The 16907-nt window shown below is 46.2% G+C and carries 18 protein-coding genes and 2 riboswitches; of the genes, 9 read left to right on the top strand and 9 right to left on the bottom strand.

Annotated features, from left to right (window positions below):
• Positions 1 to 74 precede the first annotated feature (74 nt).
• The 7 genes from NYR53_RS28570 to gcvT all read right to left on the bottom strand — a co-directional run bounded on the left by NYR53_RS28570 (position 75) and on the right by gcvT (position 10851).
• Positions 75 to 1754 (bottom strand): extracellular solute-binding protein, encoded by a 1680-nt coding sequence (locus tag NYR53_RS28570; RefSeq protein WP_261302451.1) that lies wholly within the window; start codon positions 1752 to 1754, stop codon positions 75 to 77.
• 66 nt (positions 1755 to 1820) lie between these two features.
• Positions 1821 to 2696, bottom strand: coding sequence for a carbohydrate ABC transporter permease (locus NYR53_RS28565; RefSeq protein ID WP_261302450.1), 876 nt, complete (start codon positions 2694 to 2696; stop codon positions 1821 to 1823).
• Positions 2697 to 2714: 18 nt separating this feature from the next.
• On the bottom strand, positions 2715 to 3653 hold the full coding sequence (locus tag NYR53_RS28560) for an ABC transporter permease (protein WP_261306556.1): 939 nt from the start codon (positions 3651 to 3653) through the stop codon (positions 2715 to 2717).
• A gap of 253 nt (positions 3654 to 3906) precedes the next feature.
• Positions 3907 to 6144 (bottom strand): helix-turn-helix domain-containing protein, encoded by a 2238-nt coding sequence (locus tag NYR53_RS28555; protein WP_261302449.1) that lies wholly within the window; start codon positions 6142 to 6144, stop codon positions 3907 to 3909.
• A 744-nt stretch (positions 6145 to 6888) separates the two neighbouring features.
• Complete coding sequence (gene gcvPB, locus NYR53_RS28550) at positions 6889 to 8370, bottom strand: aminomethyl-transferring glycine dehydrogenase subunit GcvPB (protein WP_290428967.1); 1482 nt, start codon at positions 8368 to 8370, stop codon at positions 6889 to 6891.
• Positions 8367 to 9722 (bottom strand): aminomethyl-transferring glycine dehydrogenase subunit GcvPA, encoded by a 1356-nt coding sequence (gcvPA, locus tag NYR53_RS28545; protein ID WP_261302448.1) that lies wholly within the window; start codon positions 9720 to 9722, stop codon positions 8367 to 8369. Before gcvPA ends, gcvPB begins: the two co-directional genes overlap by 4 nt.
• A gap of 34 nt (positions 9723 to 9756) precedes the next feature.
• The gene (gene gcvT / locus NYR53_RS28540; protein WP_261302447.1) at positions 9757 to 10851 is read right to left on the bottom strand and encodes a glycine cleavage system aminomethyltransferase GcvT; all 1095 of its coding nucleotides are present in this window, start codon (positions 10849 to 10851) and stop codon (positions 9757 to 9759) included.
• Positions 10852 to 10955: 104 nt separating this feature from the next.
• Positions 10956 to 11062: riboswitch (glycine riboswitch) on the bottom strand.
• Positions 11063 to 11065: 3 nt separating this feature from the next.
• Positions 11066 to 11162, bottom strand: a riboswitch (glycine riboswitch).
• Positions 11163 to 11358: 196 nt separating this feature from the next.
• Between gcvT and gcvH the strand changes: the two genes are divergently transcribed.
• Both gcvH and NYR53_RS28530 read left to right on the top strand, forming a co-directional pair.
• The gene (gcvH, locus tag NYR53_RS28535; RefSeq protein WP_029199263.1) at positions 11359 to 11748 is read left to right on the top strand and encodes a glycine cleavage system protein GcvH; all 390 of its coding nucleotides are present in this window, start codon (positions 11359 to 11361) and stop codon (positions 11746 to 11748) included.
• 93 nt (positions 11749 to 11841) lie between these two features.
• Positions 11842 to 12435, top strand: a complete 594-nt coding sequence (locus NYR53_RS28530; protein ID WP_261302446.1) for a sulfite oxidase-like oxidoreductase — start codon at positions 11842 to 11844, stop codon at positions 12433 to 12435.
• 154 nt (positions 12436 to 12589) lie between these two features.
• Here NYR53_RS28530 and NYR53_RS28525 read toward each other — a convergent pair whose 3' ends face one another.
• The gene (locus tag NYR53_RS28525) at positions 12590 to 12676 is read right to left on the bottom strand and encodes a putative holin-like toxin (RefSeq protein WP_171646552.1); all 87 of its coding nucleotides are present in this window, start codon (positions 12674 to 12676) and stop codon (positions 12590 to 12592) included.
• Positions 12677 to 12793: 117 nt separating this feature from the next.
• Here NYR53_RS28525 and NYR53_RS28520 point away from each other — a divergent pair, with 117 nt between their 5' ends.
• The 7 genes from NYR53_RS28520 (at position 12794) to NYR53_RS28495 (ending at position 16346) form a co-directional block, all read left to right on the top strand.
• Positions 12794 to 12964: a response regulator gene (locus NYR53_RS28520; protein ID WP_261302445.1), complete on the top strand. Its 171-nt coding sequence runs from the start codon at positions 12794 to 12796 to the stop codon at positions 12962 to 12964.
• Between the two features lie 99 nt (positions 12965 to 13063).
• Positions 13064 to 13420: a YmaF family protein gene (locus tag NYR53_RS28515; protein WP_261302444.1), complete on the top strand. Its 357-nt coding sequence runs from the start codon at positions 13064 to 13066 to the stop codon at positions 13418 to 13420.
• 372 nt (positions 13421 to 13792) lie between these two features.
• Entirely contained in the window at positions 13793 to 14341 is a 549-nt protein-coding gene (locus NYR53_RS34550) for a CBO0543 family protein (protein ID WP_367618587.1), read from the top strand.
• Positions 14342 to 14457: 116 nt separating this feature from the next.
• On the top strand, positions 14458 to 14985 hold the full coding sequence (locus tag NYR53_RS28510; RefSeq protein ID WP_261306554.1) for a TetR/AcrR family transcriptional regulator: 528 nt from the start codon (positions 14458 to 14460) through the stop codon (positions 14983 to 14985).
• 151 nt (positions 14986 to 15136) lie between these two features.
• Positions 15137 to 15364 (top strand): spore germination protein, encoded by a 228-nt coding sequence (locus tag NYR53_RS28505; protein ID WP_261302443.1) that lies wholly within the window; start codon positions 15137 to 15139, stop codon positions 15362 to 15364.
• Between the two features lie 129 nt (positions 15365 to 15493).
• Positions 15494 to 15703, top strand: coding sequence for a hypothetical protein (locus NYR53_RS28500; RefSeq protein WP_261302442.1), 210 nt, complete (start codon positions 15494 to 15496; stop codon positions 15701 to 15703).
• Between the two features lie 142 nt (positions 15704 to 15845).
• Positions 15846 to 16346 carry a DinB family protein gene (locus NYR53_RS28495; RefSeq protein WP_261302441.1) on the top strand — a complete coding sequence of 167 codons (501 nt, stop codon included), beginning with the start codon at positions 15846 to 15848 and terminating at the stop codon, positions 16344 to 16346.
• A gap of 55 nt (positions 16347 to 16401) precedes the next feature.
• Here the strand turns inward: NYR53_RS28495 and NYR53_RS28490 are convergent, their stop codons facing one another.
• Positions 16402 to 16833, bottom strand: a complete 432-nt coding sequence (locus NYR53_RS28490; protein WP_261302440.1) for a VOC family protein — start codon at positions 16831 to 16833, stop codon at positions 16402 to 16404.
• Positions 16834 to 16907 lie beyond the last annotated feature (74 nt).

Raw genomic sequence — 16907 nt, 5'->3', positions numbered from 1 at the left:
CCTATCCGGGGTCCACGTCATGTGTAGACGGCGCTCCGCTCGCATCTAACTTGGAGCGCCGCTCCTCCTTCATTCTATTTCAACTCTTTCTGAGACTGTTCAGCAAATTTGTACAAATCATCGATACTAAATGCTTTGGTTTTGTTGTTCTCATACCATTTGGCGTAATAATCGTCGACTTGCTTGCCGCCTGCTTTTTCCCAAACATCCTTAGCATCCTTTACAGCTTGCTGTGCAGTATAGCCCGTGCCGCCGACCAAAGCTTTCAACCAAATATCGCCTTTATCGATGTTGTTGGATTTGCTTGTGCTTTTGACAATCGCTTGCAGATCATCAGGCAAGACCGGTAAGAAGTCGTAGCCGAGCGAAGGGATAGGACGATCTTTGTTAATATAGATTTCTTTGGATTTGAGGTTGATATCAAGCAATTCTTTCTGGGTGGGCACTTCAGGGCGCAAGTTCACCAGATACACTTCCGCGCATTTGCCCAGCAGCAAATCGGATCTCATCATATTCAGATCGTCGGTGTACAGTTCTTTCTTGTTTTTCTCTGTGTCGATAGGCTGCAAACAGCCATTCGAACCTTTTTGCGAATGTGTACCTTCAATACCGTTCTTGAGCAGGCTTGCATGCTCTGGATCCACCATCCAGTCAATATATTGCATAATCGCTTTCGGATCCTTCGCTTTGGCATTGACGACACCGACCATTTGCACAGGTGTGCTGATAATCGGGCTGAACTGCCCGAATTGGCTCTTCGGTAAAGCCATAGGAATGACCTTAGCCGTAGGGTTGTTCTTCTTCAAAGTTTCATAGTTCGAAATGGTAAACCATGCACTGTCGATCGCGAAAATTCCTAACTTTCCGTTCATGAAATCTTGAATGCCTTTTTGTCCGTTTTTATCAGTGAGAAAATCCTTATCGACTAAACCGTCGTCAAACAAACGTTTCTGGAATTCTACGGATGCCTGGAGGCGATCCCAATCATGTACGAATTGGCCGTTTTGCTCGGCCCAATCGATCGAACGGCCGAAGATGTGACTGATCACGGAGAAGCCGACGCCGCTCAGGTTGATACCGAAGGTATCCTTTTTACCGTTGCCGTCCGGATCCTGATTCACGAATGCTTTGGCCACGTTGTACAATTCTTCAGTTGTCGTTGGGACTTGGAGGTTCAGCTTCTGGAGCCAATCCTCACGGATTAAGAGACGATGATGCGGGGCCACGACATTCAAACGTCCGATTTCATACAATTTGCCGTCTTCCTTCGTTCCAATCTTGCGCAGCAGCGGGTATTTCTCCAGAATTTGCTTGTAATTCGTACTGTACTTGTCAATCATCTCATCGATCGGCATCAGCAGTTTCTGCGAATACCAGCTGTTTCTGTAGTTGGCATCATACTCCAGTATCAAATCCGGCGCGCTTCCCGAAGCCAGCAAGGCATTAAATTTAGGGAACGATTCCCAGCGGGGAACGGGGGTATATTTAACATCGACAGGACCGTTCTTGTTGATCCAATCCACCCAACGGTTTTTATCCCAGTTGCCTTCCTCAGGAGGAATGTTGCCCCGATCATAGACGGAAACGTTAATCGCTCCTCTTTTAGCAGGTTCGGTTGCCGGGGCTGGGGTCGCATTCGGACTTGTCGATGTCCCTGGATCGTTGACTTTGGCGGTGGAGCAGCCTGCCAATACGGCGATACAAGCTATTGTGGACACTAGAGCTTTCCAATGAACCCTGCGTAAAATAAACATGGATATACCCCCCTTAAATAATTCGTTTCCTAAAATAGTTCAAGTTAGCATGTTTTGCCCTTCGTGTTATCCTTTGATCGCGCCGATCATGACACCTTTAACAAAATACTTCTGCAAAAATGGATAAACGATCAGCATGGGTACAATGAGTACGATTACTCCCGCCGCTTTGATGGATTCGGGTGTCATTTGCTGCAAATCATCTGGTCTCACGGAATTAAGCTCTTGAAGAATCGATTGGCTGGCGACCATCTGTTGAATCATAACCGCCAAATTCATCCGTGTGCTGTCATTGATAAACATAAGTACATGTAAGAATGAATTCCAATAGCCGACGCCATAGAATAAAGTCAACGTAGCCAAGACCGGCAGGGATAAAGGGAGAATAATCCGTGTGAGAAGTCTCCATTCGCCACAGCCATCCATGCGTGCTGCCTCTTCAAGCTCTTCAGGCACATTCATAAAGAAGGTCCGAAGCACGAGCATATTAAAAGCGCTGATCAGTCCGGGCATCCATATAGCGCCGTAAGTATCCAGTAAGCCAAGACTTTTCACGATCAGAAACAGAGGAATTAACGGTGTTCCGAACAGCATAGTAAATACGATAGCCAGTGTAAAAAAGCGACGCGCATAGAAATATTTCTTGGCTAACGGGTATGCCGCCATGATCGTAAGCCACATGCTTAGCACAACACCTACAACAGTAATTACGACACTATTACGAAAGGCTTTGACCATATTCGTGCCAACATATAAGGCTTTGTACGCTTCTACAGTCCAGCCTTGCGGCCACAGGGTTACATGCCCTGAGACAATTGCCTGATAGCTGCTTAGAGATAAAGATACGATATGCATCAAAGGAAGAACGCAGCTTAGAGCTGCAAGGCCAAGGAACATATAATTGATCGTGTAAAAGATTTTCTCATCCCATGTTGGTTTCATGATGGGGAGGCTCCTTTCTTACCACAGTCCTTGATCGAATTTACGGGCAAGTTGATTCGCAAGGACGACGAAGAAGAAGCCGACCAGAGATTCAAACAACCCGACCGCCGTCGTTAAACTGAACTGTCCTCCCTGGACACCCACGATAAAGATATAGGTGCTGATGACATTCGAGACGTCCGAAACAGCTGCATTTTGGAGCGTGTACACATGGTCAAACCCGACTTCCATGACATTCCCCATACTTAGAATCAGCATGAGAATAATCGTGCTGCGAATGCCGGGCAGCGTGACATGCCAGATCTGCTTCCATTTGGACGCACCGTCGATGCTGGCAGCCTCGTACAGATGCGTATCGATTGAGGTAAGTGCAGCCAGATAGATAATCGCTCCCCAGCCGGCTTCCTTCCAAATCCCAGATCCGAGGAAGATAGCTATCCAGCTATGCTCCTGATACAAGAAGGCAGTGGTGTGACCCGTCCATAGCTCCAACAGTTTGTTAACGATACCGGATTGCTGGGAAAAGATCGTAACGACGATACCCCCGACAATAACCCAAGAGAAGAAGTGAGGGATATAGATCAGCGTCTGTACAATCTTTTTGAACCGCATGGCGCGAACTTCATTCAGTAAGATGGCAATGATAATCGGAAATGGGAATCCAGCGACAATGCTTAATAAGCTCAATGTGACGGTGTTGCGGATGATAGTCAGCGTCTGGGGTTGGGTGAAAAGGGCCTTGAAATGCTTTAGGCCGACCCATGGGCTTCCCCATATGCCATCCATCAAGTTATAGTTCTTAAAGGCAATAATATTTCCTAATATTGGAAAATATCGAAAGATAATAAAGTAAGTAATCACCGGTACAAACATAATCAACAGCGGCATATTTTGCTTGAAACGACGACGGGGCTGCGACTTAGCGGCATGGTGGGTAAATCTTCGTGTAGAAATCATGGGGGCTGATTGAATGTTGTCTAGCGGTGTATGTGGCATCGTGTGTCACCTCCTTTAGTGTAATTATTGAACCATCATTTGCTCCCTTGCCGTCGATGGAATCAATGTACCCTAGAGGTGCAATCCTTCTCAATATACATGAATTTGCGAATAAACTCTTTTGAAACTCCTTGCTGTACAAGGCTTTAGCGGATGTGATGCAGAGTGGAATAAACAACAATTAACGATATACTTTTCTTGAAAAATGGCATAATTACTCTTGCTTACGGTAATCGCCGGGCGTGACGCCGGTATACTTCTTGAAGGCGCGTATAAACGATATCGCATGCGTGTATCCAACCATGCTCCCGATATCCTGGACGGAGTCACGGCTGCTTTGGAGAAGCTTTTTCGCTTGTTCCATCCGGATCTTAACGAGATAATCGACGAATTTTTCGCCAAACTCCTCTTTGAAGGCACGGCTGACATGCGAGGCATGAAGCTGAAACCGCTCGCTTAGCGAGGTAAGCGATAACTCTGGGTCTGCATAATGGGTCTCCACGTAGGAGCGAACCTGGGTCATGACCGCATGTGTGCTTCTATCTTCGCGAATAGCTGCCATCCGCTGGGATACTTCCTCTAACATGTGAAACCACGCTGCATATAAGTCTTCGATCGTATCGAACTGTTCAATAACTTCATTCAGCTGAGGCAGCGCCACGTTCCACAATTCTTGGATGTCGGCTGAAAGCTCCATCATCTCCCGGTGTAAATGATAAACCAAATAATTCATTAGATTGCGGATCTCATCGTAGGAGAATAACCCGACTTTTAATTCGGTGAAAAGTTGCTCCAAGGCCGGCTTCCAACCCTTGTCCCCCAAGCGAAATGACTGAGCAAGTGATTTGACCAGGGGCAAGTGCTTATACATTTCCTTCTCGGCGGACGCTTCGGATTCCCAATGATACAGGACTTGATTCGTTCCTAAGGTCGATTTAAAACGAAGAACATGGATGGCAGCCTCGTAAGAATGAACGAGCTCTTGTACTTGTCCAACCACATGCCCGACACCGAGCGTAATGCGGAAATGCAGATGCTGCTCGACCCAGAAGCGTACATTCTCACACAAATTGGCCGCGAGCTTCTCGCTGTTTTTGGCATCTTGATCAGCAAATATCACGACACTTAGCCTGTGTGTAGCCGTCCATTCCGCCCATACAGTCAGGCCAAGCGGTTCAGCCGTTTCATAAACGACACGGCTTAGTACAAATTTGAGCAGTTCTTGATCCTTTTGAGAGAACATTCGGCATACTTCCATATACTTATCCATCTCGATGACCGCTGCAGCAAGCTGACCGAAGCCAGAAGGCAATTGCAGCCGATTCATCTCGGCTTTCCAATCTTCATAATCGACCGCCCGGCTGCCTTCCAGCCATTCTTTGAAAAAGTGCCGCCGCCGGAATACGATATCTTCCTCATGCTGCTTCTCATAGCGGCTGGATAACTCCATGAGGTTGCCTATGGCCCTGTCAATATATTGGAATTCGTCTTGTTTCTTGCCAGGGGCGCCCATCGACTTCAGTTCGGAATAAGCATGGATACGGGACATAATCAACTTAATCGGCCGATAATTGCGATATGTCACATAGGTCATCCAGATCCCGCCGAGAACAACCATAACTAGTCCCAATCCGATCCATACATAGGAGAATACTGAAGTGAAGGTAAATAAATAGTCATCCTTGAGACCGCTTCGGTATTCCCAGTTTGTATAAGTTGAATGGATTCGGGTCAGCTCAGACCCTCTTTTCCTAGATCCTGCTGCTCCATCTCCGTTTTCGGATGCCATCAGCTGTTTACCTTCGGGATCATATACCTCGATGAAACTGATCTTTGAATTGGACATATCACCGACCATTCTTGCAATAGAATCCATACTGATATTGACAACGACGATACCTTTTTGCCCGGATAACAGGGGAATCTTTCGTACTAAAGAAATGACGGCTTTACGCTGATCCATTTCCGCAAATTCTTTAAAGATCCGCTGATTCGTCAACTGATACTGAGAAGGGCTCTTCATCATTTCTTCAATAAATACTTTATCGCCGAAACGGTCTGACGTTATCATCGTGTTTGGACTAATGACCATTCGGTCAGAAACCCGGTAAAAATAAACCGAATCAATAAACTTGTTGTAATTCATCATCCCGCGAATCAATTCTGTGACTTCATAAGCCGAGTAATAAGGATTTCCCTCAAATCTGTTGTCAAAAAACTGGTCAATCCGCTGATTTGTCTGCAGCTCCTTGATCACATATTCGTCTATCGTCTTCAAGGCATAGTCAACCGACTGCATGATATGTAAAGCATACGTTTTATTGGCATTTTCAGCTTCTTTTTTGGACAGTTGGCTAATCGAAAGAATAATAAGCACAATGAGCACGGATGTGATCATGAAAAATACAGGCAAATAGGAGAATAAAAGCCGATAAAACCATGGTTTGGTCATAAAAACGCTCCTCTAAAATAATACATAAGCACAGTTCTGCCGCGCTTGTATTGCGACCGTTCACTGTCGTACGTTATATGCAAGATATTCAGGGATCATGCTTGTATAAGTGAATAGGATCGATATTGGCATTTCTATAACTTTAACCTTGCAGACACTATCCCTTTTGTTCAGGATAAGCTTGGTGAGGGGAGTTAGTCTTGATAGAGAGTGTCTATGTGCACTATCCCTTTGGTTCAGGATAAAGCTTGGTGAGGGAGTTAGTCTTGATAGAGAGTGTCTATGTGCACTATCCCTTTGGTTCAGGATAAAGCTTGGTGAGGGGAGTTAGTCTAGATAGAGAGTTTCTGTGTGCACTATCCCCTTTGTTCATGTTCGAAGAAGCTTATGAGAAAATTTTGTAGACTGCACAGAATCATGTTTCTGAGAGGACTGAAGGGGATCGAGAGAAGATAAGAAAAAATAATTGAATCAACGGAATAATAAGAACTTTCGTATCTGTACGGAACTACCCAAAATACAAAGAACTATCCTGACTCGAACAACGAGAACAAAACCGTTCCCGAAAGATACGATCCCGCCTCGCTACCGACTTCGTACTATATACATCTATAATAAAGCAGTGCGAAATCTTTTACTCTTTTTTTCTGAGTAAAAGGGATAGTGCAAATAGGAAGATAAAACAAACCCGCCACTTCAGCTGCTGAAACAGCTTGAAGGGCGGGTTTGTTTTATCTTGGCTATTTATCCGCAAGAACAGTTAAGGACAGGCTTGCGGGCAGCAAGCGCTTCGTCCATACGGCTGACGACGGTGGTATAGGGAGCATTTTTGACGAGTTCCGGGTTCTCCTCGACTTCTTTGGAGATGGCGATCATGGTGTCAATGAATTCGTCCAAGGTTTGTTTGCTTTCGGTTTCTGTAGGCTCGATCATGATGCATTCTTCAACGCTGAGCGGGAAGTAGATCGTTGGCGGGTGATAGCCGAAATCGAGCAATCTTTTGGCAATATCGAGTGTACGTACACCGAGCTTCTTCTGGCGGTTGCCGGAAAGCACGAATTCATGCTTACAGAAGCGGGGGTGAGGCACATCAAAGTATGGTGTCAGTCTAGCAAGCATATAGTTCGCATTCAAGACGGCATACTCGGACACTTTGCGTAATCCTTCTGGACCGAGTGTACGAATATATGTGTACGCGCGGACGAGGATGCCGAAGTTGCCGTAGAACCCTTTGACGCGGCCGATCGTTTGCGGGTAGTTGTAGTCGAAATAAAAGCTGCCGTCTTCGCGCTTTGCAACGAGTGGAGTGGGCAAGAACGGGATCAGCTTTTCTTTGACACCAACGGGGCCTGCTCCAGGTCCGCCTCCGCCGTGCGGGGTACTCATGGTTTTGTGCAGATTGAGATGCACGACGTCGAAGCCCATGTCGCCGGGGCGAGTGATGCCCATAATGGCGTTGGCGTTAGCGCCGTCATAATAGAGCAGTCCGCCTGCGGCATGCACGATCTCAGCAATCTCGATGATTTGTTCTTCGAACAAGCCGAGTGTGTTCGGATTCGTTAGCATTAAAGCGGCGGTATCGGGACCAACGGCTTTGCGAAGCTCATCAAGATTCACGAGGCCGCGCTCGCCCGATTTGATGGTTATGGTTTCAAACCCGGCAACAGTGGCGCTGGCAGGGTTAGTGCCGTGTGCAGAGTCGGGACAGATGACTTTGGTCCGCTTCTCGCCGCGACTCTCGTGGTAGGAGCGGATCATCATCAGTCCGGTCCACTCGCCATGAGCGCCAGCCGCAGGCTGTAGGGTTACGCGGTCCATGCCGGTGAGGGCTTCAAGGTCATTTTGGAGATTGTAGAGCAGCTCCATTGCTCCTTGTAGCGATTCTTCCGGTTGGTACGGATGTATTTTGGCGAAGCCAGGGAAGCGGGCTACGTCTTCGTTGATTTTTGGGTTGTATTTCATCGTACACGAGCCGAGTGGATAGAAGCCGTTGTCGATACCGAAGTTGCGACGTGAAAGCGCCGTATAGTGACGGATGACGTCTACTTCATATACTTCTGGCAGGTCAGGTTCGTTCTGGCGCCTAAACTTGGCTGGCAGGAGGTCATTCAAATTAACTTCTGGCACATCGGATTCAGGCAGTGAATAGGCGACACGGCCTGGGTGGCTCATTTCAAAGATGAGCGCTTTGCCGTCTGATTTCACGTTCACGTTGTTTTCGCTCATACGAGTTCCTCCAGATCAGCTGCGAAGGTATCGATATCTTCGCGCGTTCTTTGCTCGGTGACGGCAATCAGCATATGACCGGCGAGCTCGGGATAGTCGCGGCCGAGGTCGTAGCCGCCGATGATGTTCTTCTGCAGGAGCTTACTGTTCAGCTCCTGCACGTTCGTGCCGTCCGGCAGTTTGACGGCAAATTCATTGAAGAAGCTGCCTGCGAATGGCAGCGAGATTTTCGTAGACGCGGCTAGGCGGTTTGCCGCGTAATGGGCTTTTTGGACGTTGAGCTTGCCAACGTCCTGAATGCCTTGCTTGCCCATCGTGGACAAGTACACGGATGCGCAAAGCGCGAGAAGCGCTTGGTTGGAGCAAATATTAGACGTGGCTTTCTCACGTCTAATGTGCTGCTCCCGCGCTTGGAGCGTAAGGACGAAACCGCGTTTGCCATCGCGGTCAACGGTTTGGCCCACGATGCGCCCAGGCATGCGGCGCATCCAGCTCTCGGCGACGGCGAAGTAGCCGCACGTCGGCCCGCCCAGCGCAGCTGGGATGCCGAGCGGCTGGCAGTCGCCGACGACAATGTCAGCGCCGAGCTTGCCCGGCGCCTCGAGCAGCCCGAGCGTGAGCGGATTCGCGCTCACGACGAGCAGTGCGCCCGCGCCGTGCGCGAGGGGCTCAGCGGCCCCGATATTCTCCAAGCAGCCGAAGAAATTCGGCGATTGGAGGATGACGGCGGCCGCGTCATCGCTGAGCTTGGAAGTGAGGTCCTCGAAGTCGGTCACGCCCTCTGGCGTGAGACCGATCTCGACCACTTCCAAGTTCAGCCCGCGGGCGGTCGTGCGCAGGATCGCGCGCGCCTCCGGGTGCACCGCTCTTGAGACGAGCAGTCGGCTGCGCTTCGTCGCTCCGCTAGCCAAGGCGCCGGCTTCCGCCAGCGCCGTTGCGCCATCGTACATCGAGGCGTTCGCTACGGCCATGCCGGTGAGCTCACAGATGTATGACTGAAACTCAAAAATCGCCTGCAGCTCGCCTTGGCTGATTTCCGGTTGATAGGGCGTATACGCTGTGTAGAACTCTGAGCGCGAGATGACATGATTGATCACCACCGGAAGGTGATGATCGTAGATGCCAGCGCCGAGGAAGCTGGCATACCGGTCAAAGTCGGCGTTGCGACCCGCCAGACCGCGCATATAGCGCAGCAGTCCTTGCTCATCCAGCGCCTTCGACACGTTCAGTTCGCCTTGAAAGCGAACCTTCTGAGGTATATCTTGAAACATCTCCTCCATGGATGAGATGCCGATGGTTTCCAGCATTTCTTTCTGATCCTGTTCCGTAATTGGCAAATAGCGGTGCTTCATGATGGCGGCTTGCTCCTCTCTAGAGACGAATGGCTTAAGGTTTTCTTTTGTAAAAAGGGGTAGCAACAACTTTGGCTTTGACCTGTGCCCCTCTAATCTCAACATTCAATTCCGTGCCCAGTGTACTGTAAGCGGAATCGATTAAAGCTAAGCCCACATTCGTTTTGAAAGTAGGAGATTGTGTCCCTGTCGTGACTTCACCGATCTGTTGACCATCCGTATTGAAAACGGCATAATGCGGACGCGGAATGCCGCGTTCGACCATTTCGATGCCAACGAGCTTGCGAGGTGTACCGTTTGCCTTTTGATCAGCGATCACGTCACGACCTATGAAATCTCCCTTATCCAGCTTCACAAAAAATGAAAGTCCAGCCTCTAGCGGTGTAATATCCTTGGAAAGCTCTTGCCCGTAAAGGGGGAGACGAGCTTCAAAACGCAAGGTATCACGAGCGCCTAAGCCTGCTGGTACGAGTCCCTGCTCTTGACCTGCTTCAAGAAGCAGCTTCCACAGCTTTACAGCGTCCTTTTGATCTACATAGAGCTCGAAGCCATCTTCCCCTGTGTATCCGGTACGAGATAGGAGTGCTTTAATCCCGGCAACATCCGCTTCAGGAAGGAAGCGAAACGTTTTCAAGGATTGAATTGGCGCTTCTGTAAGTTTAGCTAAAATCAGTTCCGCTTGCGGTCCCTGCAGCGCGAGCATCGCCGTTTCATCTGAAATGTTGACTAATTCCACACGGCCCGTGAGGTTTTGCTTCATCCATTCCACATCTTTATCGATATTAGATGCATTGATGACCAGCATGTAGTTGTTTTCACCAAGTTTGTAAACGAGTAGATCGTCTACAACGCCACCAGTCGGATAACACATAAGGCTATATTGGCATTGGCCAGCTTCCAGCTTGGATACATCATTCGTTGTTATTTTTTGCAGAAAAGGAAGGGCGTCTTCTCCGTTTACTCGGACTTCTCCCATATGGGACACGTCAAAAAGCCCGGCCTGCTGCCTGACGGCGTCGTGCTCTTTTTGAATACCAGCGAACTGCACGGGCAGCTCCCAGCCTCCAAAATCAATGACTCGCGCTCCATGCTCCGCATAAATCGGGAAGAGCGGTGTTCGTTTTAGCATGCTCGTAACCTCACCTTCGATTGTTGACATTGCTATTTTGCCCGAAATATAAGCCGGAAAATGCAAAAAAGAGCAAAAAGTATGCAACACAAACATACCTTTTGCCCTGTCCTTTATACCTGAGAGTTACCTCGCTGGACCAAACGTCCGTCAAGTTTCCCCTTGGGTGTCCGTTTTCCCGCTGTTCGCGGAAATTCGAAGCTCTCCAGAGTTGCGTCCGATACAGGTCCTTTTGCCTGAGAGATTCACCGCTTTGGGCTTACTCCTTCGGCGCCGCGAGCTTGCCCTGCGGTCTCTCCCTATACCATCATTCGCCAATATTCAATTTAATTTATAATATTATTATGTGCCCAAATTGGTGTGAATTGTCAACTGCAACTTTTGAAAAGTGAGACTTGCCGCCTTAGTCCGGCCGTGTTGGCAAAATTTACTGCGACCACCTTGACTTTGATGTTCCCATTAGATTAAGCTAAAAGCAAAATTTGCTGGTAAGCGAGGCGTTTAACGATGAGTGAAGTACAAGCCAATTTATTTTACACCAAAGAGCATGAGTGGGTAGAGAAGCTTTCGGATACAGTAGTTCGCGTAGGCATTACTGATTTTGCCCAAGATCAATTGGGGGATATTGTGTTTGTGGAGCTTCCTAAAGTCGGAACATCCGTTACCGCGAATGAAAGCATAGGCAGTGTGGAATCGGTTAAAACGGTTTCGGATATTTTCTCGCCTGTTTCGGGCAAAGTAACAGCAGTAAATAGTTCCTTGGAAGGTTCACCTGAGTTGGTAAACAGTGCACCATTCAGTGAAGGTTGGATGGTTGAAGTCGAAGTTACAGGTGCTGAAGCTTTGGAAGGCTTACTAACGCCAGCTGAATATGCATCTTACATCGGTAACGACTAGTAAAGTGTGACTTTGGTCTCCAACCAAACGTTCCGAATAAGGAGAGACTTTGGTCCCAACCAAAGGTCCCTATATTAGGATGGAGGTTATCTCATGTTATTTGGGCAAAAGCCGCAGGAACAGAATGACCGTGTTCCCCCTGGCCAAACGCTGACACAAGGCTGGCCTGTGCTTCATTACGGATCCGTGCCTTACTATAATGATATGAGCAAATGGAATCTGCGTCTTTTTGGCTTAGTTGAGGAGGAGTTCCAGATCTCGTACAAAGACTTCATGGCTCTTCCGCGCAAAGAGTTCGCAAACGACATTCACTGCGTAACTACATGGTCCAAGCTGGACAATGTATGGGAAGGCATTGCTGTTTCTGAGCTTATGAGCAAAGTGAAGCTGAAGCCGGAAGCAACCCATGTCATGCTGCATGCGGAGCATGGCTGGACGACGAATCTTCCGCTCGAGGACTTCCTTCGTGAGACATCTTTTCTGGGCATCAGACACAATGGTGAGCTGCTGACACCTGACCATGGGGCTCCGGTTCGCATGGTCGTGCCGCATCTGTACTTCTGGAAAAGCGCGAAGTGGCTGCGCGGCATCGAGTTTATGCCGAAGGATAAGCCGGGGTTTTGGGAGCGGAATGGGTACCATATGTATGGAGATCCCTTCAAGGAGCAAAGATACGATTTTGATTAGAACATTTATTTCATGAATATAAGGGATATGTTACAGTAAAATATAGTTAGAGACGGATTCGCGGTCCGTCGTAAGTAACAGACTGGGTGAGATTCTCCTGAGTAACTGAATACGTGCAGAAGTGACCCACTAAGGCGACCAACCTAGAAGTGGGTCACTTTCTTTTATCGATATATGTTAGCAGCGCCAGAATGAACATTCCGAACGCAAACATAATCATAATCGCTTGGAAAGTTTCCATGGCATCCTCCTCCTTTCTGGAGAAATGCCGCACCCAAGGTCGTGCTGTACGAGTCTAGTGTAGCATATTTTACTAGTATAGCTTAGATTATCATGAACTTTTGTACACTTTTAATCCATGAACAAAGATATTCTCGTAAACTTGAATTATGAGGTAATGGCAGAAGGCAGAAGCGATCATGAAGTCGTAGAAATTATTCGATTTATTCGCCACGCAAAGGTGATTATGTGTTCCGCTATGGGGCAGCAAAAACTGGTTGTCGATTCGATTCATGCGGGCGCAATCTAAAAGATAAAGGTCCGTAAATTAATTTTTACCTAGCACTCATTTCTGGTTTCCTTAATAGGATGTTGTGAAGCGACATCATCTTAAGGAGGCATGCAACGGATGCAGAAGAAAAAGCTAACAATAAAGAGAAGAACAGCATTAGTCGTACAGAGGCACGTACATGAATTTGAAGGTAGTACGAAACTAGCTGAAGAAGGCGCTGATCGACATAACCATCGCTTTGCTGGTGTTACAGGGCAAGCGATTCGGGTAGGAACAAGTCATGTCCACGAAATTGATCTCACGCATACGGATTTCTTAAACCATTTTCATAATCTGAAAAAGATTAGAACGGGACCTGCTATTTCAGTCGGGAAGGGCAAACACGTACATTTTGTTACAGGCCAAACTACGCTAAATGATGGTCATGTGCACCAATTTAATTTCGCTACATTGATTAATGCACCTCTTGTCTAAGGAACGATTTTTTAAGTGAGAAGATATGATTTTGATTCATATTTTAAAGGGTTAGAGGCAAGTTGCTATTGCAAACTTGTCTCTTTGTCCATTCAAATGGATCTGTTGATTAGTGGATGTGCATTCATTGCGAATCACAAGTATCAACGGACTCAAGACGGTTGTTTCAAAGGAGTACTGTTTATAGAACGAAGTGTTATGTTATATTATGGATGTTGAAGAATATGCAACAATCGTTAGGATTACCATTAAAATGGGGAACCAACTCAGGTTGGCTCTTCATTTTTACTTAAGAAGAAAACTTATTTTTTTTCTACTTGTGGAAATCATATATAAATAATCGTTTGTATCTTTTTGAAATGGAGTTATTAGATGGGTAAAGCAGTGGCTGTTGTTGCTCCGTATATGCCTTTAGTTCTTTCGTTTTTCTGCCTTATTGCTGCTTGGCGTTTCGGGGATTGGAGAAATTGGAGGAAATATTACTCGTCCCTCATTTTTACCATATGTGTTGATTTTATGATTAGTATTTTATTGTATAATCACTCTTTATGGTATTTTCATAAGGCTTTTTTAGCGCCTAACCATACAATAGCTGATTTTTTGATTGCGTTTACAAACTTCCCAGCAATCGTATTACTTTATCTTTCACACTATCCATACCATTCGCGATTGCTTAAGCAAATCGTTTATATGATCGTTTGGGCCGGTTCTTTCGTGTTAATTGAAAGTATATTTCTGTATGTAAAGCTGTTGTCTTACCATAATGGATGGAATTTGGGTTGGTCTATTCTCGTCTGGATTTTCATGTTTTTTGGGTTAAGGTTGCATGATACGAAACCATTATGGGCATGGCTGTTCTGTTTTGTGACTAGTATATTTTTGATCATATATTTTCAGATCCCGATTTCTACTTTGAAATAAGTAGTAAGGAGCCTATTTCCGAATTGTATTATTTGCAAATTACATTCCGATAAGTTAATATTAGTTTAGTAATTGATCAATAACTAGTGAATGTAACTTTAAAGGTGGAATGAATGATGACAAAGAATTCTCCAACTTCGGTCAATCGACGAGCAGATATTGTATCCGCGGCAATCGAAGTATTTGCTGAAATAGGCTATTACCGTGCAACGACAGCAAAAGTTGCGGAACGCGCACAAATTTCACAGCCTTATGTTTTTCGGTTTTTTTCAACGAAAGAAGCACTGCTGCAAGAAGCGCTTGAAGTGTCTTGGACACGAATTCTTGAGGCTTTCCGCGCGGTTATTGAGACCGTTGCTCCTGATCAGCTCGAGAAAGAACTGGTTGATGCTTATATTCATATTATGAAATCTTATCAAAATGAAACACTGCTGCAAATGCAAGCTCAAACGATTAAAGAGGATATGATCGCAGAGGTCATGCAGAAGGGATTTCGGGATGTTCACCAGGTGGTGCTAGAAGCTTTTAAGCGGTCAGGTTTCGAAAAACCTTATGAGAGAACTTTGATTTTTCTTGCTAGAGGGATGTTGTGCAATATTTCAATGGCGCTGTCTGTACCCGAATTAATGCTTGTGGATGAATAAGCTGATTCTGGTTCATGCAATCCAAATACCCACGCTCTTCCTTTGCGGGCGTTATGTTTTTTGCGTAAAATGGAGTGAGATGCCAGCTTGAGGTGACAATTAGGCAGAAGTGTACATACAATGTCTAAGGGTTGAGAGGGGTGTCTGAAGAATGCCTTCAATTGTAAATGGTGGTATCAAGATCAACAGTGTCGCCTCGGGGTCAAATGTCCAGATTGGTGATACTTTTGTTATTTATCTCTCCAGTAGTTCGAAAATCTTCTCGGGAGCTAACTCATTTTCCCCTGGTGATAGTTTTGGAAGTGTCCAGAGTGTTCTGAATGGCAGCACCAATACGATTGATCCAGATGTTGTTGATACGCCGAACACGAATATATAAATGAGATGAGATTACTTCCACATATTGGATGACTGTACTGATTAAGAGGACGGTCCTAAAGAGTTATATGGGTTCGAAAGTTATACGAGGATCAAACCATATGACTTACCATATAGGGGATAGTGCATCTTGCTTAGACTAAAGACGATTCGTTTAAAGAAGAGAAATCTAGTATGGCTCATACCAGTATTGATTCTTGGAACTGGTGCTTTTCCAGACATTCTGGACAGCGGTTGGTGGAATGCGTTAGGCATTATTCTTTTTTTGATTATCATTTTTGTATGTGGCTGGGATTGGTTTCAAGTGGTTCAGGAACAACGCGAACGCGAACAAATGTGAACCGGCGCTTCAATTGTATGAGAAAACCCCTACATGGGGTTTTTATTATTTTTACCCTGACATAAGGCTGTCAGGGTATTTGCCGTATGATAAAGGTAACACTTGAAATGTCGCAAGAACAGTGAAAAGGGAGATGATATCTATGACTCATCCTGCACTAGAAATGTACGATTACCACGTATGGGCGAACCAAACTATGCTAAATCGATTAAAAGAACTTCCTCAGGACGTATACAATAAGGAGATTCAAAGTGTTTTTTCTACGATATCCAAGGCGATCGCTCATATTTACTTGGTGGATGCGTGCTGGTTGGACATTATTTCCGGTAAAAGTATGAGGGAAGCAATGGCTGATTCAGCCCAATTAACGGCTGACGTGGAGTCGAAAGACATTGAGGAAATGGAAAAGATGTACGTTCAGATATCAGAGCGTTTTAAGACGTTTTTGAACCAACAGGAAAATATGGAACAAAGGATCATGCTCGATAATCCTTATACGAGACCGCGTGATACCAGTTTATCTGAAATGGTTCTGCAGGTCGTCAATCACGCGACCTATCACCGCGGTAATATTACGGCTATGCTGCGCCAAATGGGGTATGCATCCGTGATGACCGAGTATGCACTTTATTGGTACTCCTGAACAACAAACGGCTCTGTCGCAGTAGATGCGAACAGGGCCGTTTGTGGCTTATATCTTAATTCATGGATGCGCCTTCAGTGAATATTTGGAAGGTAACACCGAACTTGTCTTTTACCTGTCCATATGCGGGGCTAAAATGAGTCTCTTGGAGCTCCATAATGACTTGGCCGCCTTCCTTCAAGGCATTATAGAACTGTTGTGATTTTTCCTTATCATCCGATGTAATACAGACAGTCACGTTATCGCCCTTTTGAACAGTCTGACCTGGAAATGTATCGGAAAACATCAAACTAGACTCGCCAACTTGCAACATAGCATGTCCAATACGCTCCTTAGCATCCTCTGGTAAAGGAAAATCGGGGTTAGCCGGCATCTCGCCGAAAGATTGCGAGAAAAGAACTTGGGCATCCAATGCCTTTTCATAGAATTGAATAGCTTCACCTGCATTGCCGTCCATCACTAAATAAGCTGTTAATTTTACTGACATTTTAATTTCCTCCTTGGTGTTTGCTTCACGCAAATAGGTTACCTCTTATTATTACCATAAATTCATCAAAAAAT

The sequence above is a fragment of the Paenibacillus andongensis genome, from assembly GCF_025369935.1.
In the GTDB taxonomy this organism is placed as follows: Bacteria; Bacillota; Bacilli; order Paenibacillales; family NBRC-103111; genus Paenibacillus_E; species Paenibacillus_E andongensis.
This window is presented reverse-complemented; position numbering and strand designations above follow the sequence as displayed.